Annotated in this window: 22 protein-coding genes; 5 read left to right on the forward strand and 17 right to left on the reverse strand. The window is 36.5% G+C overall.

What is annotated here, in order from left to right; translation table 11 throughout:
- Positions 1 to 3: 3 nt before the first annotated feature.
- The 10 genes from NSQ18_RS03865 to NSQ18_RS03910 form a co-directional block, all read right to left on the reverse strand.
- Positions 4 to 216, reverse strand: coding sequence for a hypothetical protein (locus tag NSQ18_RS03865; protein WP_339289034.1), 213 nt, complete (start codon positions 214 to 216; stop codon positions 4 to 6).
- Positions 217 to 1,258: 1,042 nt separating this feature from the next.
- On the reverse strand, positions 1,259 to 2,596 hold the full coding sequence (locus NSQ18_RS03870) for an aspartate aminotransferase family protein (protein ID WP_339289035.1): 1,338 nt from the start codon (positions 2,594 to 2,596) through the stop codon (positions 1,259 to 1,261).
- Positions 2,597 to 2,621: 25 nt separating this feature from the next.
- Positions 2,622 to 4,073 carry an aldehyde dehydrogenase family protein gene (locus tag NSQ18_RS03875; RefSeq protein WP_339289037.1) on the reverse strand — a complete coding sequence of 484 codons (1,452 nt, stop codon included), beginning with the start codon at positions 4,071 to 4,073 and terminating at the stop codon, positions 2,622 to 2,624.
- Positions 4,074 to 4,100: 27 nt separating this feature from the next.
- Positions 4,101 to 5,297, reverse strand: coding sequence for an amidohydrolase (locus NSQ18_RS03880; RefSeq protein ID WP_339289039.1), 1,197 nt, complete (start codon positions 5,295 to 5,297; stop codon positions 4,101 to 4,103).
- A 105-nt stretch (positions 5,298 to 5,402) separates the two neighbouring features.
- A complete protein-coding gene (locus tag NSQ18_RS03885) occupies positions 5,403 to 6,593 on the reverse strand; it encodes a M24 family metallopeptidase (RefSeq protein WP_339289596.1) in 1,191 nt (396 codons plus the stop codon).
- A 221-nt stretch (positions 6,594 to 6,814) separates the two neighbouring features.
- Complete coding sequence (locus NSQ18_RS03890) at positions 6,815 to 8,512, reverse strand: PucR family transcriptional regulator ligand-binding domain-containing protein (RefSeq protein WP_339289041.1); 1,698 nt, start codon at positions 8,510 to 8,512, stop codon at positions 6,815 to 6,817.
- Positions 8,513 to 8,691: 179 nt separating this feature from the next.
- On the reverse strand, positions 8,692 to 10,179 hold the full coding sequence (locus NSQ18_RS03895; RefSeq protein WP_339289043.1) for an MFS transporter: 1,488 nt from the start codon (positions 10,177 to 10,179) through the stop codon (positions 8,692 to 8,694).
- A gap of 535 nt (positions 10,180 to 10,714) precedes the next feature.
- A complete protein-coding gene (locus NSQ18_RS03900; protein ID WP_339289045.1) occupies positions 10,715 to 10,885 on the reverse strand; it encodes a hypothetical protein in 171 nt (56 codons plus the stop codon).
- Between the two features lie 212 nt (positions 10,886 to 11,097).
- Positions 11,098 to 12,453 (reverse strand): IS1182 family transposase, encoded by a 1,356-nt coding sequence (locus tag NSQ18_RS03905; RefSeq protein WP_016839220.1) that lies wholly within the window; start codon positions 12,451 to 12,453, stop codon positions 11,098 to 11,100.
- A gap of 341 nt (positions 12,454 to 12,794) precedes the next feature.
- On the reverse strand, positions 12,795 to 13,415 hold the full coding sequence (locus NSQ18_RS03910; RefSeq protein WP_339289048.1) for a PepSY domain-containing protein: 621 nt from the start codon (positions 13,413 to 13,415) through the stop codon (positions 12,795 to 12,797).
- Between the two features lie 267 nt (positions 13,416 to 13,682).
- On the opposite strand from NSQ18_RS03910, the gene NSQ18_RS03915 reads away from it, so the two are divergent.
- The 3 genes from NSQ18_RS03915 to NSQ18_RS03925 are packed head-to-tail and all read left to right on the forward strand — an operon-like array spanning position 13,683 to position 16,810.
- Complete coding sequence (locus tag NSQ18_RS03915) at positions 13,683 to 14,588, forward strand: DoxX-like family protein (RefSeq protein WP_339289050.1); 906 nt, start codon at positions 13,683 to 13,685, stop codon at positions 14,586 to 14,588.
- 4 nt (positions 14,589 to 14,592) lie between these two features.
- Positions 14,593 to 15,207, forward strand: coding sequence for a DUF4166 domain-containing protein (locus NSQ18_RS03920; protein ID WP_339289051.1), 615 nt, complete (start codon positions 14,593 to 14,595; stop codon positions 15,205 to 15,207).
- Positions 15,194 to 16,810, forward strand: coding sequence for a YndJ family protein (locus NSQ18_RS03925; protein WP_339289053.1), 1,617 nt, complete (start codon positions 15,194 to 15,196; stop codon positions 16,808 to 16,810). Before NSQ18_RS03920 ends, NSQ18_RS03925 begins: the two co-directional genes overlap by 14 nt.
- Before the next feature lie 74 nt (positions 16,811 to 16,884).
- On the opposite strand, the gene NSQ18_RS03930 is transcribed toward NSQ18_RS03925, so the two are convergent.
- The 4 genes from NSQ18_RS03930 to secA all read right to left on the reverse strand — a co-directional run bounded on the left by NSQ18_RS03930 (position 16,885) and on the right by secA (position 21,341).
- Complete coding sequence (locus NSQ18_RS03930) at positions 16,885 to 17,166, reverse strand: YkgJ family cysteine cluster protein (protein WP_339289054.1); 282 nt, start codon at positions 17,164 to 17,166, stop codon at positions 16,885 to 16,887.
- Positions 17,163 to 17,438 carry a hypothetical protein gene (locus NSQ18_RS03935; RefSeq protein ID WP_339289056.1) on the reverse strand — a complete coding sequence of 92 codons (276 nt, stop codon included), beginning with the start codon at positions 17,436 to 17,438 and terminating at the stop codon, positions 17,163 to 17,165. The genes NSQ18_RS03930 and NSQ18_RS03935 overlap by 4 nt, the downstream gene beginning before the upstream one ends.
- Before the next feature lie 43 nt (positions 17,439 to 17,481).
- Positions 17,482 to 18,592, reverse strand: a protein-coding gene (gene prfB / locus NSQ18_RS03940) for a peptide chain release factor 2 (RefSeq protein WP_184656240.1) whose coding sequence is annotated in 2 segments (ribosomal slippage) — positions 17,482 to 18,531 and positions 18,533 to 18,592 — 1,110 coding nt in all. Because the reading frame shifts where the segments join, the coding sequence is not laid out codon by codon here.
- A gap of 244 nt (positions 18,593 to 18,836) precedes the next feature.
- A complete protein-coding gene (gene secA, locus NSQ18_RS03945; protein WP_339289059.1) occupies positions 18,837 to 21,341 on the reverse strand; it encodes a preprotein translocase subunit SecA in 2,505 nt (834 codons plus the stop codon).
- Positions 21,342 to 21,504: 163 nt separating this feature from the next.
- Between secA and NSQ18_RS03950 the strand changes: the two genes are divergently transcribed.
- Positions 21,505 to 21,930, forward strand: coding sequence for a VOC family protein (locus NSQ18_RS03950; protein WP_339289061.1), 426 nt, complete (start codon positions 21,505 to 21,507; stop codon positions 21,928 to 21,930).
- A gap of 63 nt (positions 21,931 to 21,993) precedes the next feature.
- On the opposite strand, the gene thiD is transcribed toward NSQ18_RS03950, so the two are convergent.
- Entirely contained in the window at positions 21,994 to 22,824 is an 831-nt protein-coding gene (gene thiD, locus NSQ18_RS03955; RefSeq protein WP_339289063.1) for a bifunctional hydroxymethylpyrimidine kinase/phosphomethylpyrimidine kinase, read from the reverse strand.
- Positions 22,825 to 23,876: 1,052 nt separating this feature from the next.
- On the opposite strand from thiD, the gene NSQ18_RS03960 reads away from it, so the two are divergent.
- A complete protein-coding gene (locus NSQ18_RS03960) occupies positions 23,877 to 24,758 on the forward strand; it encodes a DMT family transporter (RefSeq protein ID WP_339289065.1) in 882 nt (293 codons plus the stop codon).
- 261 nt (positions 24,759 to 25,019) lie between these two features.
- Here NSQ18_RS03960 and NSQ18_RS03965 read toward each other — a convergent pair whose 3' ends face one another.
- The gene (locus NSQ18_RS03965; protein ID WP_016838018.1) at positions 25,020 to 25,463 is read right to left on the reverse strand and encodes a hypothetical protein; all 444 of its coding nucleotides are present in this window, start codon (positions 25,461 to 25,463) and stop codon (positions 25,020 to 25,022) included.
- 25 nt (positions 25,464 to 25,488) lie between these two features.
- The gene (locus NSQ18_RS03970) at positions 25,489 to 26,301 is read right to left on the reverse strand and encodes a DUF3100 domain-containing protein (protein WP_016838016.1); all 813 of its coding nucleotides are present in this window, start codon (positions 26,299 to 26,301) and stop codon (positions 25,489 to 25,491) included.
- Positions 26,302 to 26,317 lie beyond the last annotated feature (16 nt).

The raw sequence follows: 26,317 nt of genomic DNA on the forward strand, positions 1-26,317 counted from the left end.
TCCTTATTCTTTATCGGAATAGCCATGTTTTAAGATGTGTAAAAATTCAGTACCACTCATACTTGCGCCTTTAGGGATAGACATGACGCTACGTGCACTTTGAAGCTTTCCTTGTTTTGATATTTGTTCTTTCAAGTCTTCAGCTATGGATGGATCTTCTGTACATTGTTCATAAATGATTTTGGATAAATCGAAGGGTTTATTCAGTTTACTCACCTCAAGGTAAGGTTTTTTTTTGTATAACGCGTTGTGACCGATAAAATTTGGTTCTATTGTAGATAGTCACATGCTTATTGGATGAAAACTATTCTCATTAAGAATTATAATGGGTTGTTTAAGGATGCGTTGTGATGTAAATCACTGGTGGTGGTTATTTTAAGAGGATTTTTAGTGGGCAATATATGTGATTTGCTTATGAATTGTGTACTTACACTCCCTGCTTGCACGGATAACATCTTTGCTAGGGCTCTTGCACTTTCAGCTTGGGCGGATATTCTCTTCACTTGGGCGCTTGCTCTAGCAGCTCGGGTGGATAACCTCCTCGCTTGGGCACTTGCGCTAGTGGCTTGGGCGGATAACCTCTTCTCTTGGGCGTTTACACTCTCAGCTTGGGCGGATAATCTCTTCACTTGGGCGTTTACACTCTCAGCTTGGGCGGATAATCTCTTCACTTGGGCGTTTACACTCTCAGCTTGGGCGGATAACCTCTTCTCTTGGGCACTTACACTCTTAGCTTGGGTGCTTACGCTCTCAGCTTGGGCATATAACTTCTTCTCTTGGGCATTTGTATTATCAGCTTGGGCGGTTATCCTCTTCTCTCGGGCACATCCCCCTTTCACTCGGGTGGATGGAACCTCTGCTTGTGCGTATTACCTCTCTGCATGGACACATAACTCCTCCACTCGGGTGGATGTAGCCTCCGCTTGGGCATATTCTCCCTCTGCCTGGGTAGATATCGTCCCTGGAACGTACAAATACCCTCTCAACTTCAAAATTCCTCCTTCGAGCAGGATTTAAGTTCACATCATAAAAAAGAAGCCAAACTCATTCTTAGTAGGAGTTTCTCATCTAGAAAACACCGCACATAAGAAAAGAATTTGACTTGTATTCAAAATATGCTATTTTTAAAAGTTCTGTAATAAAATGTAAACACCTTCGCAATTAAGACCCACTTCCGCAACTACTTCAAGCACTTATCCAATTTGCGGAAAATATTTTATTGAAAAATAACTACTTATAAGGGAGGACATTTAATTAGTTATTTAACTTCGTTTTTTACCTTTTGAATAGATGTATCTATAATTGAAATCATTTTTTCAACTTCTTCTTTTGTAATACAGAATGGTGGTGCAAATGCAAGTGTATCTTGGCCTTCATAGATAATTGCTCTACCTAGTAAGCCGTGATTTAAAGCTTCCGCTACTACTTTAGGAGCTAACGGATCTTCATATCTTGTATTTGATTCGATATCTTTAAAGAATTCAATTGCACCTAGCAAACCAATTTGACGGAGATTTCCAATTCCTTCGTGTTTTTCTTGTAAATATTTAAAACCTTTTAATAACTCAGCGCCCATGAAATTTACATTTTCATTTAACTTTTCTTCCTCAATTAACTCCAAATTTTTCAGCGCTACTGCACAACACATTGGATGACCACTGTAAGTATAACCGTGCATAAATACACCATCCGTTAAATCTGTTAACTCTTCTTTTAAACGTTCTGTAATGACCATTCCACCAATTGGCGCATAGCCACTGGAAATCCCTTTCGCAATACACATAATATCTGGTACGATTCCAAAGTTGTCGATTCCGAAATTTGTTCCTGTTCGATAAAATCCATTAATTACTTCATCAATAATTAGTAGAATTTCATTTTGATCGCAAAGGGCACGTAACTCTTTAAAGAAGTTTTCCGGTGGTAAGTTTACTCCTCCTGATCCTTGAACTGGCTCTGAAATGATTGCAGCAATATTTTCTGCTCCTTCGCGTTCAATCATTTCTTTAATCGCTTCGATAGAGGAGTCAACATAAAGGAAATCCGGCGCTAATGATGGAAAATCTCTGAATGGTGCTAACCCTGTTGCTGCTGATGAACCTACCGAAACACCATGATATGATTTAGTACGGGAAATAATTTTCTTTTTATTCGGACGACCTTTCATTTTCCAATAATAACGAGCGACTTTAAATGCCGTATCATTCGCTTCTGATCCACCTGAAGTAAAGTATGTGTAATTTAAATCCCCCGGAGTCATGTCAGCTACCTTTTTCGCTAATTGAATAACTGCTTCATGGCTGTTTCCTGCGAATGTTGAACTGAATGCTAGTTTTTTCATTTGTTCTGCTGCTGCCTCAGCTAATTCAGCTCTTCCATGGCCGATATTAACATTCCAAAGAGAAGATAAGCTGTCAATAACTTCTCTTCCTCTAACATCTTTTAAATAGATACCTTTCCCTTCTGTAAAAATAAACCCAGGGCCATCTTCTTTTTGAACTTTAAAAGATGTATTTGGATGAAAATAATGTTTTTTATCCAATTCCGCTAATTCTTCGTATTTCTTTTGTGCACTTTCAATTACTGATAAATTCATAAAAATTCCCTCCAATAAATAATTTTTAAATTGTTTTTTTATATTTCAGCTTGAAACTAACAACTCTTGGCTCTGTCATTTCTTGAATTGTATACTTTACGCCTTCTCTGCCAAGACCCGATCCTTTTACGCCACCAAAAGGCATACTATCAATTCGATAGTCACTACTATCGTTAATCATAATTCCACCAACATTCAGTTTCTCAATGGCTTCAAAGGCTTTTTCAATGTCCTTTGTAAAGATGCCGGCCTGCAATCCAAAATTAACATCGTTTGACTTTTCAATAGCGGAAGTGAAGTCATCAACTGGATATAGTAAAACAACTGGACCAAATACTTCTTGCTGTGCAATTGTACAATCTGCTGGAACATTCGTTAAAACCGTTGGAAAATAGAAGGCACCTTCTCGTTTACCACCAGTTAGTAATGTTGCTCCTTTATAAACAGCTTCATTTACCCACCTTTCTACTCGAATGGCTTCCTTCTCGTTAATCATTGGACCCATATCCGTTGTTTCTAGCATTTTATTACCAACTTGATATAGTCGTGTTCGTGCAACGAAGCTTGAGCAAAACTCTTCATAAATCTCTTTTTCAATATAAATTCGTTGTACACCGAGACAGTTTTGTCCTACTGCATAAAAGGCTCCTGAAACAGTAGCATTTACCGCCTCTTGTATATCAGCATCCTTTAAAACAATCACAGGTGAATTTGATCCAAGTTCCATGCTAATCTTTTTTAAACCAGCTTTATTGGCAATCTTCTCTCCTGTTTCGAGGCCCCCTGTAAAGGAAACCATTCGAACGGCTGGATGAGTAACTAATATATCCCCAATTTCTCTACCATATCCTGTTATGACAGAGAGAACTTTCGGAGGTAAACCCGATTCTTCAAAAGCTTTGGCTAAAAGAAGAGCACTGAGAGGCGTTTCTGTTGCTGGCTTGACGATAATCGCATTTCCTGACGCAATGGCTGGTCCTACTTTATGGGCAACTAAATTGAGCGGATCGTTAAATGGAGTAATTGCCGCAATGATTCCGATTGGGAAGCGGTAGTAATATCCAACCCGATCCTCACTGCCCTCCCTTTGGTCAAATGAAATCGTTTCCCCTTCAATACGCCTTGCTTCCTCAGCAGATATTTGTAATGTTTGTATACAACGCGACACTTCTGCCCTTGCTTCACGAATCGTTTTACTGCCTTCCAATGCAATTGTTTCAGCATATTTTTCTTTCCGTTCACTAATATAATTAGCTGCCTTGTTTAAAATGCTTATTCTTTGATGAACTGGCATTTGAGCAGCAATTTTAGCTCCTTCTTTAGCTTCTTCAATAGCAAATTGCATATCTTTAGCTGACGCTTGAGGAACACTTGCAATAAATGAATTATCTTGAGGATTTAGTACAGGAATTGTTTCCTCTTTATATATCCACTGACCCCCAATGTACATTCCACTGCTAAGCAATTCCGTTTTCATATCATCACACCTTCCTTTAAAGGTTTTCTATGGCTGTCTTAGTAGTTGAAGAGCAGATGCAGCAAGAATGGATACACCTATTGGGAGACACCGCTCATCAATGTCAAAAATATTCGTATGCAAGTCACGGGAAATTCCATCCGGTAGAGCACATCCAAGGAAGAACATTGCCCCTGGAATTTCTCTTGTCATGTATCCAAAATCTTCTCCACCTAGGCCAAAAGGTTTTTCAACGATTTTAAGTGACGGATATAATTCCATTGCAGTATTTTTTATGATTTCATTTACTTTTGGATTATTATTTAAAGCTGGCTCTCCCCGCTGAACTTCAAATGAGTAAGATCCACCGAGGGATTCAACTACTTTAAATGCTTGCTCCACTTCTTTTGCCAACTGTTCTCTTACCTCTGGAGTATAAGTTCTTAAAGTACCTGTAATAGATATTTCTTCTGGAATGATGTTACTTGCAGTTCCCGTCTCGATTTGTCCGATGCTCGCAACAGCAGTATCGAGGGCAGATATTTTTCTTGAAATCATTCCATAAAAAGCTTGTAAGAAAAAACTAAGCATCCAAATGGGATCTGTTCCTAGATGGGGATATCCCCCGTGTCCCCCGGTTGCTTTAATTTTCCCGTGAAAGACATCGACATTCGCCATACTATAACCATTATTCATTTGAATTGTTCCTACTGGTTCCCACGGGCACATATGAAGAGCAACGATTGACTCTACATTCTCCAATGCTCCCTCTTGCATCATTCTTGGTGCCCCACTTAGCCCTTCCTCATCTGGTGCTTCTTCTGCTGGCTGGAAGATTAGTTTAATTGTTCCTTGGAATAATCCTTCTCTTGCTTTTTTGGCAAGAATATTAGCGACACCAAGTAAAATCGCCGTATGAGCATCATGTCCACAAGCATGCATTACACCTGGATTTTTAGACTGAAAACCATGGTCATTTTTTTCAGTTATTGGCAATGCATCCATGTCAGCTCGAACAGCTACTGTTTTTCCTTCTCCATTCGAAATCGTTGCGATAATTCCTGTCTTCCCAATATTCGTTTGAATAGAGATACCCTCAATTTCACTTAATCTTTCTTCTATATATTTAGCAGTTTCATATTCTTGAAAACTTAATTCAGGATATTGATGAAGGTATCTTCTCCAACTTACAATTTGACTTTCGATTGCCTTAGCCTCTGCAACTATGTCTTTTGTTGCGATCATTCATAACGCCCCCTTGTCTGCTTCCTGCATTACGCATTCATTGAAACAATCAACGGCATGAATCTCTTCTTTAGTAAATTTCTATATTTCACAAAGAGTTGTAAATTAAACTTGGATATTACGCCCTTCGTTAACAATCAATTCTCTTGGAAAATCAGCTAGCACTTCGCAACCAGTCTCAGTAACTCGAATCGATTCGCTTATCTCAATGCCATAATTGTCAAACCATAACCCAGGAATTATATGGAACGTCATATTTGGTTTCAACACTGTGAGATCTCCTTTACGAATACTTGCCGTGTGTTCGCCCCAATCTGGTGGATAATTTAATCCAATTGAGTATCCAAGTCTTGAATCTTTTACGATGCCATGCTTCGAAATCACATTCGACCATGCCAATTCAACTTCTTCACACGTAGCTCCTGGTTTCACTGCTTCAATTGCAGCGTTTAATCCTTCAACCACTATTTTTGATACATCTAATGCCTCTTGACTTGGCTCACCAAGTGAAACCGTACGTGCTAGCGGAGAATGGTAGCGCTGATAACATCCTGCAATTTCAATAATGACCATTTCATTATTTTTATATTTCTTATCTGTCCATGTAATATGAGGAGTGGATGTATTTTCTCCAGCAGGTAGCATTGGTACAATGGCAGGGTAATCACCACCAAATTCATCAGTACCACGGACTAAATCCCGATAAATATTAGCAACCGCATCGCACTCTCTGACACCTTCTTGAATTGAATTCACTGCTGTTTGCATACCCAACTCAACAATTTTTGCTGCTCTCTTCATAAATTCAATTTCCTGATCTGATTTAATAATTCGAACATAGTTCACTAGTAAACTAGCATCATAAAATTTTGCATTCGGAAGATTTTTCTTCAAAATTTCGTAAGACTTTGGTGAAAAATAATAAGAATCCATTTCAAGTCCAATTCGGCGATTTGATTGACCAATTTGTGTTAATATTTGTGCAGCAAATTCACTAGGGTGCTTTGTATCTGAATGAATATGGTCTTCTGGATACGGGATAATATTGTCGTGATATAGCCATGTAGTGACTTTTGCAGCATTTGCATCCATTTTTCTTCCTATCCAAATGGGCTGATCTTCATCGACAATGACGATTAACATTTGGTCAACGTAAAATGACCAACTATTATACCCAGAAAGATAATTCATATTTGCTGGATTCGTTACGATTAATACTTCAATCCCTTTTTCCAACATACTTTTCTTTGTTCGTTCCAATCGTTGTTTATATTCTTTTAAACTAAATGGCAACATCATAATCCCTCACTTTAACTTAGAAAATTTGTTTTTTAGATGCATTAGCCTTATGTTGATTTCAATTATAAGAATATTGTTTCAATAAAACATCTGATAGAATGTATGAATTTTCTGAAATGCATTTTATACAATTTGATATAAATGGGTAAAAACGTTCTTCTTTTCAATTGCAAAAGGGAGTCGGGGACAGATTGTACTGTGCCCAACTCCCTTATTATTTACAACACATTCGAATTTGAGTGTTCTGTATTGATTTGTCCTCTCTTAATAACCCCCGTTGACCAAACACGAATACTAAAATCCAATAGAAAAAGATCATCTGGATTCACGAGGGATAGTCCTGTTAAAGATTCTATTTTTCTTAATCGATATAATAGAGATTGACGATGGAGATTAAGATCCCGTGCGGTTTGACTTACATTTCCACTATTTCTGTTATAACCGATGAACGTATTAATTAAATCCATATCCCGTTTCTCATCGTATTCAATTAACGGTGAAATAGTGGCTGCCATTATTTCTTGTACTTCATCATTTAACGCCAAATTTAGCATTAGCCGATTAATACGTGTTTCATCAAAGTTTACTCGTTTACCAATTCCAATTTGAGTTCTTCCCATATCTAATGCCATTTGAGCCTTTTTGAAACTATGCGAAAAATCCGTACTTTCCTCTTTATGTTTTCCGATCCCCCATGAAAAAGTCACGCCAGGAAATAAATGATTTAATCTTCGTTCAACTAAATCTAAAAAATGATTGACTGAATCAGACGAATCCTTCTTTACTTCTAAAAAAACAATAATTTTGTCTCCTTCATAAGCAAATAACATTTGATGTTTAACCGCTTCTGCTGCAAATAGCATTTCTTCTTTTATATATATAATCATATTTTCTAGCCAATTAAATGTAATAGATTGTCTTTTATGATCTTTTTCCATAATCGATTGTAAATTCTCTGGATGCCCAATAATACAATCATAAGGAATATTTAAATTTAAATGAAACTGTTCAGCTGTAGTCTTTTTATATTCATCTGACAGACTCTCACCTTTAATCAACCTTAATAAAAAGTCATTTTGCAAGCGCATTTCCGCTTTCGTAACAACACTATTTCGAGAAAACCATAATGCAGATGCCATTTTCGTATGTTCAATCAGTTGAATTTCTTGTTGATTCAACTGATAATTTCTATCAGAAAGAACACAAATTTCCCCTTCATGTACACCATTTGTTTGAATGAAAAGGTGAGATAAACTATGTTCCTCATCTGATATGGTTTTCATTTTAGAGTGCATAGGATGATGAGAAGCTTCCTCATTATTTGGTAATTTCATTAATCGATTTCTTAAACTAAAAACTTTTGATTGTTTGGCACTGCCTGCTACTGGTATTCCTTTCTTGTCTAATATTAATATTGGAAGTCTTATCTCATTTTCAACAAAACTAGTAATATGTCCAAGATTTTTACCATCTAAAATCATTTGAATTAACTTTTGCTGAACATCTTTTGAACGGTTTAAATCACGCTGTTGAATATGATTTAATTCTCTTAGCACTTCTTGAACAATATCCGCAAAGCGAATTTCCCATGGAATTTCTATTAAAATAAAATTTCTTTCCTCTGCAAATTGTATGATTTCCTTTGGAATTTCAAATATATAGCGACCTGTAGCAAACGCTAATGCACTTGCTCCTGAATTATATACATCTTCTACAAATTCTAATAAAATATCAAAATCCTCATGACAGCCAATTCCCGTACTAAGTACAAATTCATTTTCCCTGACAAAGTTTTCGACGGGGCTTTCAATAACCGAAACCCATTCAATCAATTTCTGATCTAGTACGTCTTTACCTGATTTCACTCTTGAGGTTTTCAAAAGGGGAAGTTCGATTATGTCTCGAACGTATAGCATTTAACCCCTCTCCTTTCAGATACATTTTTCTCTCTCTTATATAATTTTCTCTAAATAAAGAACGGTTCCCTTTTTTTCATGCACCTGACAAATGAGATGAGAAAGTAGCTGGTACCAAATAAAAACACCCTATAAAAGCAATTATATAATCTTTTATAAGGGTGTCTTACTTTCCTTTGTTATTTAGTAGAGACTTCTTGTTTATATACCGTTTCTACTGCTTTTTCTAACGGCGGTAATTCTTCTCTCCACCAAAGGGCTTCATCTGGATTTTTCAAAATTTCATCAATCTCCTTTGGTTCTTCAACAATCGGTGCGGATCCCCGTAACGATCGTCCAGCTGTTTCCTTTACAAAAAAGAAAACAATAACAAGTCCAATGAAACAAACAAACATTAAGTAATAAGCAGGCATCATGTTATTCCCTGTTAAACTAACGAGCGAAGCAAATATAAGTGGAGTTGTTCCACCAAATAATGACGTCGAAACATTATATGTGATTGCCAGCGAACCGTATCGAACTTTCGTAAAAAATAGAGATGGCAATGCTGCAGGTAAAGCACCTTGAAACGCAGCAAGCATAATACCAAGAATAAATAATCCAAAAAAGACTACAAAATCATTTCCAGTCGCCATCATCATAAAAGCTGGTACACTCAGTAAAATCATACCAATGAGTGCCACGTTCACAATACGATTGCGACCCATTCGATCGCTCAAATAACCCATAACTAAAATGAAAGGAATTTGTGAAATCATCACTAGTAGTGAATATAGTAATCCTTTTGTTTCGCCATAGCCTAGTTCTTGGGTTAGATAAGAAGGCATATAAGTTAGAACCATATATAAGGCTGTATTATAAAAAAGAACGATTCCAATGCAAATTAACAGAGACTTCCAATGGTACACCAATATTTCTTTTAGGGAAGTCTGATGTCTTTCTTCTACCTTTTCCTTTTCCATCGCTTTAAAAGCAGGCGATTCTTCTAAACGAGAACGTAGATAAAAACCTATAAACCCTAAAGGAGCGGCAATTAAAAATGGAAGTCGCCATCCCCATTCCACCATTGTTTCGGGACCGAGTATAAACGTTAATATAGTAACTAATGCCGCACTGAGCGTAAAACCTACACTTGTCCCAACTTCTAAACTACTCGTTAAAAATCCGCGCTTTTTATCGGGCGTTGATTCAGCAATATAAGTCATTGCACCTGCATATTCGCCACCTGTTGAAAACCCTTGAATTAACCTAGCAATCAGAAGCAAAATAGGAGCTGCTACACCAATCGTTTCATAGCTAGGAATCAATCCGATAAATAATGTTGAGGCAGCCATCAAAATTAATGTAAGTGAAAGTACTTTCTTTCGTCCTACTCGATCTCCCAACATCCCAAAAATATAACCACCGACTGGACGTGCAATAAAAGCAATGGCAAAAGTGGCAAACGCAAAAATTAATTGATAGGAAGGAGCGACCTCAGGAAAGAAAACTTTTCCTATCGTAACAGCTAAATAGGCGTAGAGTCCAAAATCAAACCATTCCATTGCATTCCCAAGGGAAGTAACAAGAACTGTTTGCTTAGCAACCTTTGAATCTACAACATTAATATCATCTCTCTTTAACCTTCGATTAGCATTTTCAAGAGTGTCCCCTTCTATATAATTCATAAGTTCCCTCCTTAAAAATTTTTAAACTTTTTTTATAGTGATTGACCAAGAAAAACTAATGGATGAAAGATTTGCAACAACTATCCCATACATCCCGGATTATGGTAACGTTTTCAAAAATGTTGTCCTATTACGTCAAATACACTACATTCTATCGCTCTCTAATTTTCTGTATATTCACAATATTAATTAAACGGCTTTTGTCACACAATATTCAAATTGTATGAAAATTTTTTTTCGCTTTTTAGACAATCTAACTATAAATTTGGAATGCAATTAACCTATCTAAAATCGTCGTTTTTTCCATTAGATTTGTGATGGGGGTTAACGAGATAGGCTTAAATATTTCTTTATAAGTTGGCAACATTTACTAATAATTCGAATTAGAAATAAAAAAACGCCCAGATATAACGATTCTGAGCGCTTTGATATTATATTTGATAAGAGGGTTCTAGAATATTGTTCCTAAACACCATATTTTTATTAACAGTACAGACCTAAGTTTGTATTCTTACTGCATAATGCATTAAGTTCATCATACAACTTTTGATAAAAACGCTTGCGTTCTAGAATTCTCTGGTTTAGTGAATAGTTTGTCCGGATTGGCGTCAAAGGGAAATACTGCATGTGTATAAAATAACAACCCAATCAAATATCTAAAAATTGCTCCGAGCATCCCAGCAATACCAATTAATAAATAAATCATTATTGAGCCTCTCTCTGCAACTTTCTTAATCGAAATTTTTTCTTTACTGTTATCAATAGTCTAACACTTAAATGTAATACATTATTTTAAAACAAGATAAAAAAACCTTGAATATCAAGGTTTCAGACTGTCGACAAACCCCAACTCAAATGCTTCATTTGAGTTGGGGTTTGTCTTTTTTTGCTCATCATTTTCTAAGATTCTTCTCTTATTTAGGCTGGACATGGTCTTTTCCATGTCCAGTTTGCCATTTTCTTTAAGTTCATGGCAGCGAAAGTAAGCATCGCCTGCATAGACAATTTTTCCAGTCCTCGTAGAGTTGTCCATCGCATGCCATGCTTCTCTTTTCCATCGGCAAAGACCCGTTCAATCGTTTCTTTGCGCTTATCATATATATTTCTATTGATATCTGTATGTCTTAAGTGGTCGACTTCTTCCACATAGTGCTCCCAAATGTGGCGATGAATAAATTTAGTGTGATCTTTACTTTGGGTACACTTTTCTAAAAATGGGCACGTTTTACATATTTCCGGTTTCGAAGCGTACTGTCGATATCCTTCTCTTGTTGTTGTTCGGTATTCAAGAGTTTGGTTGTTTGGGCAGATATAACAATCATAATGCTCATCGTATACATATTCATACTTTTTAAAGAAACCGTCCTTTGTTCTAGGCCTTGTATATGGCATGACTGGACGAATCTCTTTATCCAATAGACTTTTCGCATTCGCTGGGGTTTTGTATCCGGCATCTACGGCTACTGCAGTTGGTTTGCCTACTTTTTCGATGACTTGTTCGAGTAATTGACCAAACACCTGACTATCATGAATATTCGCTCCCGTTACCTTGGTAGCTAAGACAAAGCCTTTTGCATCACAGGCGGTATGAAAAGAATAGGCAAACATCTTTTCCCGTTCATCTTTTACGTAATAGCCACTATCAGGATCGGTTGTACTGACCTTTATTTCCTTGGTTTCTTCATTCTCTTTCGGGGGAAAGGGCTTTTTTCCATGGTTTTCACGGTCTTGGTTAATCTCTAACTCTAATTGCGCTTGATAGCTTTTTGTTTCTGCCCGGACAATTTTCTTATCGAACTTCTTTTTATTGGCGCTTGCTTTGACATGTGTTGAATCAATAAAGGCAACAGATGCATCCACTAATCCTTTATTCATCGCTTCTTTTAAAATACGATAAAATATCTGTTCAAATAAATCAGTACCTTGAAAACGACGAACATAATTCTTGCCGAACGTTGAAAAATGAGGAATTTTCTCTGTGAAACCATATCCTAAGAACCATCGATACGCCACGTTGGTTTCAATTTCTTTGATCGTTTGACGCATGGATCGAATACCAAATAAATACTGCACAAAGACCATTTTAATGAGCACAACAGGATCAATACTAGGCCTTCCGTTATCTAGGCAATAGGTATCTTTGACAAGATCGTAAATAAAATCAAAGTCTATGGCTTGTTCAATCTTCCTTACCAAATGATCTTCTGGAACCAATTGATCAAGAGCCACCATTTCCAATTGATTTCGATTATTGTCAGTACGCTTCGATAACATCCTAAATTTCCCTCGTTAACCAAGAATTCTATCCCTATTATACAAAAAAGCCTGTAGATTTGGCCCCTAGTTAGGGACTTTGTCTACAAGCTGAAACCTTGAATATCAAGGTTTTTACTATGCATCTACTAATTTTTCAATAGTTATTTATCTATAATTATATATCCCATTTAATTATACGATTTACCAAGTTTTAAGTAAATTTACAACTCATTAAATGAAAATAAAAACACCGCATCATTTACACTATCTTCAAAAAAACTCATCATTTTCTCTTAAGAGAAAATAATGAGTTTATACTTTTGTCCCGGCATCCATTAACTTACATTTCTTTCTCTTGTTCAATCATCCATATCCACTTCTAAAATTTCTCCATTTGTTGCGTCGATTTTAATGTCGATATCAGAATTGTTCCTTTCATATTCAACTGTATATATTTGTTTTCCATTCTCCACTTCTAGTGTCCAACCTGTTGCAGAAAGTCCTTCTACTTCGGTTTTTGTTGAAGCAATTTCAATAGCTTCCGCCGGGTCAATAATAGCTGAAAAATCGATAGCTTCATCAGAAGTTCTTTCCCTTTCAACTTCATTTACAATGATTTCCTTTGTTGTTGCATCAATTTCTACATCATATTCTTTTGTTCCATCAAAACCATCGATATCATAATGTAATCGACCAGAAGAATCTGTATCTAATTCGATCGATTCAATCTTTGCATCTGGATAAGATTGTTTAAAGATGTCCACTGCCTCTGTCATAGAAACTGTTGGATTTGTAACGTCAACAGTATTATTGTTTACTTTATTCGCAACAGTTGCTTCTTCATCCTCGCTTATATTATTTTCAGTGTTCGCAATACTTTCTGGTTGATCTGTTGCAGTATCATCCTCTGTTGTCGCATTATTTCCACATGCTGTTATTAAAAACATTGTAATTACAGCTAGAGTCCATTTTTTGAACATTTCCATTCTCTCTTATCATTGTTGAATATAGCTTAAATTCTTGTTTCTTATTTTGTAATATTATTTGCAATGTATACTAAGAATTTTAAGTTTATCGTCAAATAAAATTTAAACCTTTACTTATGATCTTTGGCGCTGCAATCCATCGATAAAAGACTAGGGGGCAAATTTACTGCTTTCCGTTTCTCCAATACCAAATAGTTCCATGCTATACTATCCTTAATATGAAAGTTTCAATTTCCTGGAAAATAAAGGAGGCATTCGAATATGAAAAGTAAGCCTATTTATGTGGAAGTAGAGATTGATACAGAAATGGAAAAGTTATGGAACGCAACGCAAACGCCTAGCCTGCATGAAAAATGGGATCTCCGTTTTTCTTCCATTACATATTTACCAAAAAAGGAAAATGAACCTCAACATTTTTCATATAAACGAAATCTTGGGTTTGGATTAACGATAGAAGGATGGGGGATTACTGCTGGCAGTCATGAAAGTACAAATGGCGAAAGATCTTCTTCATTACATTTCGGAACAGATAATAAACTATCTCCTATTAAAGAAGGGAAAGGTTTTTGGAAATATATACCTAATGATAACTCCATTACCTTTTTAACACAATATGATTATGAAGCGGGTTTTGGTAAATTTGGACGCTTACTAGACCACTTCATTTTTCGTCCATTAATGGGTTGGGCTACAGCGCTTAGTTTTGATGTTTTAAAAAGATGGATGGAGAAAGATGAAGATCCATCCTCACAATATTTTCGTTTTTTTATTAGCTGGTTTATCACTTACCTATTTAGTTTTATTTGGCTTTATCATGGACTCATTCCGAAACTCATCTATATGCATGAAGATGAAATTTTGATGGTAATAAATTTATTTCATGTATCTTATGAAAAAGGTGCTTTCATTGTAATGATTACTGGAATAGCCGAAATTACTTTCGGATTATTCTGGTTACTTTATAGAAAGAAAAGGAGATTGCATCTTTTGCAAATTAGCTTGTTCCCTCTCCTTACGATCACTTCCATTTTAGCTAAACCAAGTTCATTAACTTTTCCGTTTAATCCATTAACATTTAATTTGAGCCTATTGCTAATTACAATTATCGGATTCGTAATAAGCAAAGATGTACCTTCATCGATTTCCTGTAAGAGAAAGAGAGGATAGTTAAATGTCAATTTATAAAAAAGTTTTAGGTACAGAGTTTTATAGATTGCATCCGATGTTACAAAAAAGATATGGATTTTCAAATAATAAACCTTTTCACGCAACAGGAGTAATGAAAACCATTAAAAAAGGACCGATATTTCTTTACCCGATTTATTGGTTAGGCACTAAATGGAAACTCCTTTATCCTGAACATGGTTCGAATATTCCTTTTACCATTTTGAATACACCTAAGATTGGCGCAAATGGTGAAGAACAAATTCATTGGGAAAGAATTTTTTATTTTAGGTCAAAGAAAAGGTATTTTAATGCATTGATGAGTTTTGATGCTGAACGGAATTTAATTAAAGATTATTTAGGTGAACCAAGTGTACTTTATTCAGATTTAGCATTTACCGTCTCCACTAATGGAGAGTTGAAAATTGAGTCTAGAAAACAGCGATTCGTCATTGGTAGATTTGAATTCCCTTTACCTAGAATTTTTCAAGGCTTAGCAACAGTGACAGAAAAATATATAGAAGACAATGAAGTTTTTCATGTAAAAGTTGAAGTGAAAAATCCAATGTTTGGCCTTATTTTCATGTATGAAGGAGAGGTTAGCAACAATGACTTGGAATAAATGGCTACCTTTTTCAATCATTTTGTTTTTAGTCGCTGTTATCTTTGGACAAGGACCATTGTATTTATTAATGCTCACTGTAGCTCAAGTCGTATATGTTCCTCTTACATTACAAATGATTAAGAAAAAAAATGATTGGTTCACTCGTTTCTATACATATTTTTCAATCCCAGCTTATGTTTCCGTCGTTCTGCTACATATTACAGAACCATCTAGTTGGGATGCTTTTCTTGCAGCAATTTATTTATTATTTACTTTAATTGTAGCTTTCTATGGAATGAATCGTTTTTTAACGAGAGGATTTATTCGTTTCGAAGAGTTTTCCATTGATATTGCCCTCGTATTTTTATCGATTGGTGGTATGTGGTACTTTGCTCATATTACGAATATCGATACTGGCTTTTCACCAATTATCACGTGGTTAACGGCAGTTCATTTTCATTACGCAGCTTTTTTACTGCCCGTTTTTAATGGATTACTTGGTCGAATTTATAAACCTAAATTATATTCCTTTGCTGCATGTATTTTAATTATTTCTCTGATTCTCCTTGCCATCGGAATTACTTTTTCTGTCTGGATTGAATGGATTTCAGTCGTGTTTTATATGATAGGAATTTATATGATGATTTTCTATACTTGTCGAGCGCCTTTTACTAGACGATTACAAAAAATGTTCATAGTATTATCATTCGGCTCATTAGGTGTGACGATTCTGTTTTCCTTTTTATATGCCTTTGGTCGTTTAACAAATTTTATTTCCATCGATATTCCTTTTATGCTGCAAACTCATGGCTTTTTAAATTGCGTAGTGTTTGCTTTATTCGGTTTAATCGGGTGGCTCATATCTGTTCCTACTGAAAATACAACAACTTGGACATTTCCGATTAGTGAAATTCGAGGATCGATAATCATTGGTGAAAAAGTTCTTTCTAAAATTCAGTGTGATTCGAAACCGCATAAAGGTTTAGTGGATGATATGAATATTTATGAACCTCATATCAATACATCCACTCTATCACCAATGATTCGTGACTTTTATGAAAATACAATGGATTACCGACTGTTTGCAGAAGTTCAATGGAAGGGTTGGTTTAAGCCATTAGCATATCTTTATCGTCTGATTAGCTCCGTTGTACAACAAATTAATCTCCCATTATCAAAGAAACGTATCGAAATGACTGGGGATGTATTGAAAATTAAAGAGGAATTAGATAGTAGAAAAAGCCCTAGAGCTTGGGTAAGAAAAATTCATGAGAAAGTTACTTTTATTGCGATATATTCGTGGCACAAAACAAATGACCGTACTTATATGAACATTGCTTTGCCACTTCCCTGGTCATCGATGATCGGAATATTAGAGGTCAATCAAATGGGCCATGTTCTTCATTTATCTAGCAAAAAAAGTGAGGCAAATTCAGATGCGGGCATCTATTTAGTTTGGAACAATCGCATTCTAGCATTACCAATAGAAGAAACTTTTTATGTTAAAGAAAGAGAGGATGGCACCCTCTACGCAAAACATCAAATGTGGATATTTTCCGTACCATTTTTAAAGATTAAATATGCGATTTATCATCGTGATTTCAAAAACGGCGAACAATAATAAATTCTCACTAAAAAGGGATTCTGCTCGATGAACGAAATATCGACAGAATCCCTAATTTATTATGGATTATTCTATATATGCACTCTAAATTTTATATCAATATTTAACTTTTCCTGCAATTCATTACAAGCTTTAGCATTTAGTCGGTAAAACTCTTGTTTCGTCATATAAGATGAAAACAATTGATCATAAGAATCGTCAATTCTACATAATAGCGGTCTCGACTCATAAATCGAACACTGATTATTTTTCAATTTATCGCAAATGCCATTTTGATTAAACTTACTTAAAAATTCAATTCCATCGATCGATGCACAACATGCTCCACAACTAGTACATGGGATTTTACTCATAGTTCTAACACATCATCACTTATCATAAATTCTTGAAACTCTTCTAATGTTTCATATTTAAATTTGACATTTAAACCTTCTGCTAAAGATACAATGGCTTTTTCCGTAAATTGATCATCAATAATCGCTAAATCCACCAGTTTTTTCAATTCAGCAAAAGTTTTTTCATACTCTTGATAATAATGAATCAACAATTGTTCTTCTTCTTTAATTTTTTCAATTAATACTTTACTTAAAGCTTCGGCTTGATAATAAAAAAATAAAAAGTGCACAAAACCAGTGAAATGATTTTGCACACTTTGTTACTTATATCATTTAATTCTTCGCTGTGATTTGAGAGCGCAAATAAGCGTTAATGAATAAGTCAATATCGCCATCCATTACCGCTTGCACATTTCCAGTCTCCACATTCGTGCGGTGATCTTTTACCATCGAATATGGATGGAACACGTAAGAACGAATTTGAGAACCCCAACCAATTTCCTTTTGTTCACCGCGAAGTGCAGCAAGTTCTGCTTCCTGTTTTTCAATCTCTAATTGATACAATTTTGCTTTTAACATGTTCATTGCTTTTTCACGGTTTTTAATTTGCGAACGTTCCGCTTGGCAAGAAACAACAATTCCTGTTGGGATGTGCGTAATGCGGACAGCAGAATCCGTTGTGTTAACGTGTTGCCCACCCGCACCTGTGGAACGATACGTATCAATTTTTAAATCTTCCTGACGAACCTCGATTTCAATTTCATTATTGAACTCAGGCATCACTTCACAAGAAACGAAGGATGTGTGACGGCGACCATTGGAATCAAATGGTGAAATACGCACTAGGCGATGTACCCCTTTTTCTGCCTTTAAATAACCGTAAGCATTATGCCCTTTAATAAGCAATGTCACCGATTTAATACCCGCTTCATCCCCTGGTAAATAATCAAGGGTTTCTACTTTGAAGCCATGTTTATCTGCCCAACGAGTATACATACGAAGAAGCATTGAACCCCAATCTTGAGACTCCGTACCTCCAGCTCCTGGGTGAAGCTCTAAAATGGCATTGTTTTTATCATATGGTTCGCTTAATAAAAGCTGTAACTCAAAGTTTTCTAACTTCTCCTCAAACTCTTTCAATTCCTGAACAAGCTCTGCTTGAAGATCCTCATCAGGCTCTTCTTTTAACAATTCAAGAGTCATTTCTAAGTTTTCTTGAGTGGATAATAAATCATTTAATTCATTTACGATGGCCTTTAAACCGTTTACCTCATTAATGATGCTTTGCGCTTTATTTTGGTCATCCCAAAAGTCGGGCATCATCATGATTTCTTCTAATTCTTGAATGCGGGCTTCTTTGTTTTCTAAGTCAAAGAGACCCCCTGAAATCCGCCAATTTTTCGGCTGTAGTTTCTAAAGTATTTCGCACATCAGATAATTCCATAAAAGCTCCTCCAATTTAATTAGATTTGAAGAAATAAAATGACTTAACGGGAGAAGGTCGGCAAACTTATCTTACTCAATTGAATAGAGAATGTTCGAACCTACCTTGCACCCCAATACAAATAAACAGAATCATTTAAATGGAAGTAAGTCTCTTACCAAATCGCGAAACAAAACCGTGCCATCAAAAAGGATGACAACGGTTTTGTAGAAAACTTTCAAAAGAGATGATGAGAGAAAATGAATTAAGATACTGCACCATGGCAGTTTTTATACTTCTTGCCGCTGCCGCATGGACATGGATCGTTTCGACCAATGTCTTGCTTTTTACGAATCGGCTGGCGTTTTGGTTTTTCCTCTTCTTTCGGATTCACTGCCTGACCTTTCGCCACTTCTTCTCGCTCCAGGTTATTGCGAATTTGGGCTTTCATTGCATACTTCGTGACATCTTCACGAATCGCAGCAATCATCTCTTCAAACATCGCAAATCCTTCTTGCTCATATTCACGAAGCGGATCTGTTTGACCATAAGCACGAAGATGAATACCTTGACGCAGTTGGTCCATTGCATCAATATGGTCAATCCATTTCGTATCGATGGAACGAAGTAAAATAACTTTTTCAAATTCACGCATACGTTCTGGCGTCAATTGTTCTTCTTTTTCATTGTAACGAGCCATTGCAGCAGCAAAGATGTAATCAATCATTTCTTCCGGTGATTTACCATGAAGATCATTTACAGTAATATCTCCCTCATCCAGAAGGTTTGCTTTAATATAATCTTCAATTGCTTTAAAGTTCCATTCTTCTTTATTTCCAGAAGTATACGTATGGACTATATTTTCAATTGATTCGCGAATCATGTGTTCCACAACTTCGCGCATATTTTCTGATTCTAAAACAGCATTCCGCTCTTTATAGATGACTTCACGCTGTTGACGCAACACTTCATCGTATTGTAACAAACGTTTACGAGCGTCAAAGTTATTTCCTTCTACGCGTTTTTGTGCAGATTCCACCGCTTTTGACACCATTTTTGACTGAATTGGTTGGGAATCATCCATCCCAAGTTTCGTCATCATGGCTTTCATGCTATCTGAACCGAAGCGGCGCATTAAATCGTCTTCAAGGGATAAATAGAATTGAGTAATCCCTGGATCTCCTTGACGTCCGGAACGACCGCGCAACTGATTATCAATGCGGCGAGATTCGTGACGTTCTGTACCGATTACTGCAAGTCCGCCAAGCTCTTTTACACCTTCACCGAGCTTGATGTCCGTACCACGACCAGCCATGTTCGTCGCAATCGTCACAGCACCTTTTTGACCCGCTTGAGCAATGATTTCCGCTTCTCGTTCATGGTTCTTGGCATTTAATACGTTGTGAGGAATTTTATGTTTCTTTAACAGTTGTGAAATAATTTCAGACGTTTCAATCGCTACAGTACCAACAAGAACCGGCTGCCCTTTCATGTGACGTTCCGCAATATCTTTTACAACGGCTTCAAACTTCCCTTGCATTGTTGCGAAAATAAGGTCTGGTTTGTCAATACGAGCAATCGGTTTGTTTGTTGGAATGACGACAACATTCATATTATAAATATTTCTAAATTCTTCTTCTTCCGTTTTTGCTGTACCTGTCATACCAGCTAATTTCTTATACATACGGAAGTAGTTTTGGAATGTGATGGTTGCCATTGTCATCGATTCGTTTTGGATTTCCACGCCTTCTTTTGCTTCAATCGCCTGGTGAAGACCATCTGAATAACGACGACCTTTCATTAAACGGCCAGTGAAGCTGTCAACAATCACTACTTCTCCATCTTGCACAACATAATCGACGTCTCTTTGCATTGAAACATGGGCTTTTAAGGATTGATTAATTGCATGAAGCAAACGAACGTGAGCCAAATCATATAAGTTGTCGATTCCGAAAGCTTTTTCCGCTTTCGTCATACCGCTTTCTGTAAGCGTAACCCCTTTAGTCGATTCATCGTAAGTATAATCTTCATCCTTTTTTAACATGCGAACAAAGGCATTTGCTTGCACATAAAGTTTTGCCGAACGACCCGCATGTCCAGAAATGATTAATGGCGTTCTTGCTTCATCAATTAAAATCGAGTCCACCTCGTCAATAACGGCAAAGTTTAATGGGCGTTGCACACGGTCTTCTTTATAAAGCACCATGTTATCGCGCAAATAGTCAAAGCCCAGTTCATTATTTGTACTGTATGTAATGTCCGCTGCATAAGCTTCACGCTTTTCTTCTTTCGTCAAGCTATTTAAATTAAGACCAACAGATAAACCTAAAAATTCATATAATTTACCCATTTCAGTAGCATCACGTTTTGCCAGGTATTCATTGACCGTCACGACATGGACGCCTTCACCAGTGAGGGCATTCAAATAAACCGCCATGGTGGAAGTCAACGTTTTCCCTTCCCCGGTTTTCATTTCAGCGATGTTACCGTCATGTAGTACAGCTGCCCCCATCACTTGCACGCGATAAGGATACATGCCAAGCACTCTTCGGGAAGCCTCGCGACAAACAGCGAAAGCTTCTGGTAATAAGTCATCTAAAGTTTCACCGTTTTGATAACGAGATTTAAATTCTTCAGTTTTATTTTGAAGCGCTTCATCAGAAAGCTGTTCCATTTGTGGTGCTAATGCATCCACTTGGTCAGCAATTTTATTTAATTTCTTCAATTCTTTTTTGTTGAAATCAAATAATTTATTTAAAATATTTACCATTGAAAACATTCACTTCCCATTCAGTCTTAACTTTCATTTTATCATTGGTAGTATAATGGTGCAAATACACGCCTTTAATTTATCAGAATCATAATAAAAATCTTGTTTAATTATTGGAAAAAACGACTAATGATATAACAGTAAATGATAAGGAGGATCAATTATGGCATTAGAGGTTTATTTAATTTTTAATGGGAATTGTCGAGAAGCGATAGAGTTTTATGCAAAAGTGTTTGAAACGGAGAAGCCTTACATACAAACGTACGGAGAAGTTTACCAAGACAATTCAGAGTTCGAGATGCCAGAAGAAGCAAAAAATTTGATTATGCATGCTAATCTTAATGTACGTGGTAGCCGACTTATGTTTTCCGATACGTTTCCAGGCTACCCTTATACGGTAGGTAATAATATTACTGTCGCCTTCATTGATGATGATTTGGATTTTATGAAAAGGGCATTTGAGATGTTGAAAGATGGGGGCCAAGTGGAAATGGAGCTACAAGAAACGTTTTGGAGCAAAGCTTACGGATCTCTAACTGACAAATTCGGAGTAAATTGGCAATTCAATCACGAAAGCAAAGGGCAATAAAGAAGAAAAGGCAGTCTATTGTTGAAAATGAATCAACATATACTGCCTATTTCATTCACTCCATTATATTCCAAATTCTGTCATCGTAACTTCATCTTCATCGTACATCTTATAGGCACGGTGATCAATCATCCCCGGTACCACTTCAAATGGAATGAAGCGTTTAATACCGGCAGTGACGAATTTTTTTGCATTGAACACTGCTTCCTCAATTGATTTTCCTTTTGCCAGTTCCGCTGTGATTGCTGCTGAATATGAACAGCCTGCCCCATTTGTATGGATTGTATCGATTCGTGGAGCTTCCAATTTTATCATTTTATGACCATCATACAATACATCAATAGCTGGTCCTTCTAAACGTCCCCCTTTTACAAGAACATACTTTGGACCAAGTTTTAAAAGATCTCTTGCTGCATCCTGCAAATCCGCAACTGATGTAATTTCTTGTCCATTAAGTAAATAAGTTGCTTCCGGCATGTTTGGTGTAATAATTGTTGCTTGAGGGATCAGTTTCGATTTCAGCGTTTCCATCGCATCAAAATCAAGTAAAGGAGACCCGAATTTACCGAACATTACCGGATCAACCACGATATTTTGAATGTTAGTTGTCGCCAACCAATCGGAAACAAGTTCGATAATTTCCTTTGAGAAAAGCATTCCCGTTTTTAATGCATCTAAATCCTCTTGTTCATTGATAATGAGGAGTTGTGCTTCAATTGCATCTAAAGGTTGAATGAATAAACTTTTTTCTTTGTTTGGATGTTTTGCATTGATGGCAGTGATGGCTGTAAAACCGTACACCCCAAGCTCTTGGAACGTTTTTAAATCCGCTTGAATGCCGGCACCACTGCGAGCTGCAGCACCTGCAACTGTACATACTTTCGCTATTGTCATGTCCTTTTCTCCTTTTAATACCAAGCTTTATATTTGATTTTAAGCTTTTTATAAGATGAATGGAAATAATCAGAATAAGCAATTTGATTGGGGTCAGATTTGTTGCGGGAGATTCTTACTACGTGTTTGAATTCAAACTTATGAAGATGCTTGCGGGATTCAAGAAAATACTTGTAGTAAGCAAAGTAGGATTAGAATTACCCATCTATCGAAAAATACAACTGCTACTAGTGAGATATTAGCCAAATTTAATTAGATAATTGCCAACTTCGCCTTGATATTAGCCATTCTCGGAAAGATATTTGCCATTCGAAAAATTTCCTGCTTCTGCGAGTGGGATATTAGTCAATCTCTGTTCGATATTAGTCAACTTCGCCTTGATATTAGCCATTCTCGGAAAGATATTTGCCATTCGAAAAAATTCCTGCTTCTGCGAGTGGGATATTAGTCAATCTCCATTCGATATTGGCCAACTTCGCCTTGATATTAGCCATTCTCAGAAAAATATTTGCCATTCGAAAAATTTCCTGCTTCTGCGAGTGGGATATTAGTCAATCTCTGTTCGATATTAGTCAACTTCGCCTTGATATTAGCCATTCTCGGAAAGATATTTGCCATTCGAAAAAATTCCTGCTTCTGCGAGTGGGATATTAGTCAATCTCTAATCGATATTGGCCAACTTCACCTTGATATTAGCCACTTTCACGTAAATGTTTGCCAAACAAATAAATCGTTTACGCCATCATTTCAACCACAAATCATTCATCCTTTAATAGCAATTCTCTTCAAAAGACCTTACCCACTAAGCACCTACTACTGCATCTCAACATATACTAATGGGCACAGCTGGATTACGTATTTCAGAAAAATGCTTATCAAATCATGCGAAAGAAATTTTGATAAATTCGATTTATTAAGCTGAGTTCTTCATCATTTGGAGGTTTTAGTTGCCTCAGATAAAGTTATAAAACACAATTCAAGTATTAATTTCCTCTAATAAACTCATAAACCTCACTCCAAAAACTAATTACATCATGGAAGAAGGTTGCTCATTGACAGAAAGTAAGAATCCGCTCGTCTCCTATTTACTTCTTGCATTGTTAATTATCATTTGGGGAGTTAGCTGGCCTATCTATAAACATGGCGTTAACTTCATGCCCCCACTCCTCTTTGCTGGAATCCGTTCATTTATCGCAGGAATTATTTTGTTAACCCTTGCTTGGAAAATGCGGCATCTCTTGAAATTTAAAGAACATTGGAAGTTTTACGTAATCTCAGCAATATTAAATAACATTCTCTACCTGGGACTTCAAACAGTTGGCATGGTGTATTTGCCAGGTGGATTATTTTCTGTACTAGTATACTTTCAACCAGTTATTCTGGGCATTTTATCTTGGTGGTTGTTGAATGAAGATATGACCGTTACGAAAATATTTGGCTTAGTGCTTGGATTTATCGGGATTGTGCTTGTAAGCATTGATGGATTAATTATCCACCTTTCTGCCATTGGTGTTGCACTCGCCCTCGCCACAGCTCTTGCTTGGGCAAGTGGAGTCGTATTTGTCAAAAAATTAAAATCCAGAGTCGACTTTTATTGGATGGTCGTTATGCAATTGATACTCGGTGGGGGATCGCTACTTGTTTTAGGATATTTCTTTGAAAATATCAATGCCATCGTTTGGAACATTGACTTAATCAGTACCATTATTTGGGGCGGAACAGCAGGAATGGCCGCGGGGCAAGTGATTTATTTTAAATTAATGAATGAAGGTGAAGCAAGCAAAGTCGGTTCCTACACCTTTTTAGTACCTATTATTTCAGTGGTTGTCAGTGCAATTTTTTTGAATGAAGCCATTACAAAAAATTTATTTATCGGCATGATTTTAGTAGGATCAAGCATCTATTTAGTAAATAGACAAAAAGAAAAAACTTAAACTTTGGAAGAATAGTGCTGTTTTATGAAAATAGCGAAGGCATCCTGATTTGGACACCTTCGCTAATCATCTCTATTCCTCTTCAACACCATATAATCAAGAATAACAAACTTCAAATAAAAACCACTTTAAAATGCCTCAACACCAATTTCAACACCGCTATTACTACTTCTTCATCCAACCACTGAAAAATTTACCTTTTCCATATCATCTCCTTTCAATAAAATTCATGTTATCTATAGCAAAATAAACTATTGAATACTATTTAAATTGTCCCGTTAATCTAAATCCGATTTCCGCAATCAATGTAGCTAACAAGAAAGTTCCCGTGTACACAAAAAGTGATACGACAACAATTCGCCAGCCGAGCTTTTTAAATTCTTTTAAATCTTTTCCAAATGATAGACCCGCATAAGCTAAAATTGGAGTTGCTAACGCCATAAAGTTAATTTGCGTTGTGGCATCTACAATTGTTTGTTGCCAAGGGAAAATCGCTGAAGTCACAAATAACGCAATAACGGACACCCAAATAACTACTGGAATTTTTAATGGAACAATTTTTTCAATGGCATAACCTAAAATCGTAATTGCCGCAATAATCATCATTCCAGGTAAAGCATCAATTGGAGAGACACCATATCCAATCCAGTTCCCTACTATCGCAATGATTCCAATCAATATGAACGTTAATGTTTTATCCAACATATATGTGTACCCCCACTTAGCTCAATTAATTTTCACCATCTGTTTGAATTCTAGAACGTCTCCCCAAGATTGGTTCCAAATGTTTATATAAGAAATTTGTAAATGGTAGAGAGAAAACAACGCATACAAACGTACCAACAATCGTTGTAATTAAGTTAGCAGCCCCAGCAAACACTGCGATATCATCACTAGCTTCCGGGAAAATAATGGCTAATGCACCGGTCATTGCAGCCATCATACTACCGGATCCTACCCCAGCTCCCATCGCGAGAGAAATTGGATGGAACCAGCCGATACTTGCTATTAAACTAGCAAGTAAAGATAAATAGAGTGCTCCAAATAATGTTCCGCAAATATAAACGCCGATGGCACCGCGAGATTCAGGAGAGTCTGCACCATATTTTTCTGCTATAATCGCTAAATTCGGTTCCCGGTCGATGGAAAATGTCGCACCGATTGCTTCCCGTTTCATCCCAATTAGTAGAGCAACAGGTAAACCAAATACAATCGTTCCTAAAAAGTGACCTACCTCTTGCAACGTTAATGTTAACCCAGCATCTAATAATTGCGGGATAGAAGGCCCCATCAACGTACCTAACTTTGCAACGAATAACATAAAGGAGATTCCCAATATTTTTGAAGCAATATCCATCTCTTTATCGGATAAAATTTTAAATCTTGGCAAACTAATGATTGCTCCCAAAATTAACGCATACAGCATCGGGAAGAAGGCAATCGCTCCAACCCCAATGTTTAAACTTTTTACCCCAATAAATTCAGCAATACATACTAATACAAATACGAATGCATGGATTTTCCAGTTTAAGAGTTCCCTCATCATTCCACTCCTTTAA

The sequence above is a fragment of the Ureibacillus sp. FSL K6-0786 genome (assembly GCF_037965165.1).
GTDB classification, from domain to species: domain Bacteria; phylum Bacillota; class Bacilli; order Bacillales_A; family Planococcaceae; genus Ureibacillus; species Ureibacillus thermosphaericus.

Excerpts from the sequence above, each read along its gene's own strand:
- NSQ18_RS03870 (WP_339289035.1), bottom strand. The coding sequence starts at position 2,596 with ATGAATTTATCAGTAATTGAAAGTGCACAAAAGAAATACGAAGAATTA.
- NSQ18_RS03875 (WP_339289037.1), bottom strand. The coding sequence starts at position 4,073 with ATGAAAACGGAATTGCTTAGCAGTGGAATGTACATTGGGGGTCAGTGG.
- NSQ18_RS03880 (WP_339289039.1), bottom strand. The coding sequence starts at position 5,297 with ATGATCGCAACAAAAGACATAGTTGCAGAGGCTAAGGCAATCGAAAGT.
- NSQ18_RS03885 (WP_339289596.1), bottom strand. The coding sequence starts at position 6,593 with ATGTTGCCATTTAGTTTAAAAGAATATAAACAACGATTGGAACGAACA.
- NSQ18_RS03890 (WP_339289041.1), bottom strand. The coding sequence starts at position 8,512 with ATGCTATACGTTCGAGACATAATCGAACTTCCCCTTTTGAAAACCTCA.
- NSQ18_RS03895 (WP_339289043.1), bottom strand. The coding sequence starts at position 10,179 with ATGAATTATATAGAAGGGGACACTCTTGAAAATGCTAATCGAAGGTTA.
- NSQ18_RS03900 (WP_339289045.1), bottom strand. The coding sequence starts at position 10,885 with ATGATTTATTTATTAATTGGTATTGCTGGGATGCTCGGAGCAATTTTT.
- NSQ18_RS03905 (WP_016839220.1), bottom strand. The coding sequence starts at position 12,453 with ATGTTATCGAAGCGTACTGACAATAATCGAAATCAATTGGAAATGGTG.
- NSQ18_RS03910 (WP_339289048.1), bottom strand. The coding sequence starts at position 13,415 with ATGTTCAAAAAATGGACTCTAGCTGTAATTACAATGTTTTTAATAACA.
- NSQ18_RS03915 (WP_339289050.1), top strand. The coding sequence starts at position 13,683 with ATGAAAAGTAAGCCTATTTATGTGGAAGTAGAGATTGATACAGAAATG.
- NSQ18_RS03920 (WP_339289051.1), top strand. The coding sequence starts at position 14,593 with ATGTCAATTTATAAAAAAGTTTTAGGTACAGAGTTTTATAGATTGCAT.
- NSQ18_RS03925 (WP_339289053.1), top strand. The coding sequence starts at position 15,194 with ATGACTTGGAATAAATGGCTACCTTTTTCAATCATTTTGTTTTTAGTC.
- NSQ18_RS03930 (WP_339289054.1), bottom strand. The coding sequence starts at position 17,166 with ATGAGTAAAATCCCATGTACTAGTTGTGGAGCATGTTGTGCATCGATC.
- secA (WP_339289059.1), bottom strand. The coding sequence starts at position 21,341 with ATGGTAAATATTTTAAATAAATTATTTGATTTCAACAAAAAAGAATTG.
- NSQ18_RS03950 (WP_339289061.1), top strand. The coding sequence starts at position 21,505 with ATGGCATTAGAGGTTTATTTAATTTTTAATGGGAATTGTCGAGAAGCG.
- thiD (WP_339289063.1), bottom strand. The coding sequence starts at position 22,824 with ATGACAATAGCGAAAGTATGTACAGTTGCAGGTGCTGCAGCTCGCAGT.
- NSQ18_RS03965 (WP_016838018.1), bottom strand. The coding sequence starts at position 25,463 with ATGTTGGATAAAACATTAACGTTCATATTGATTGGAATCATTGCGATA.
- NSQ18_RS03970 (WP_016838016.1), bottom strand. The coding sequence starts at position 26,301 with ATGAGGGAACTCTTAAACTGGAAAATCCATGCATTCGTATTTGTATTA.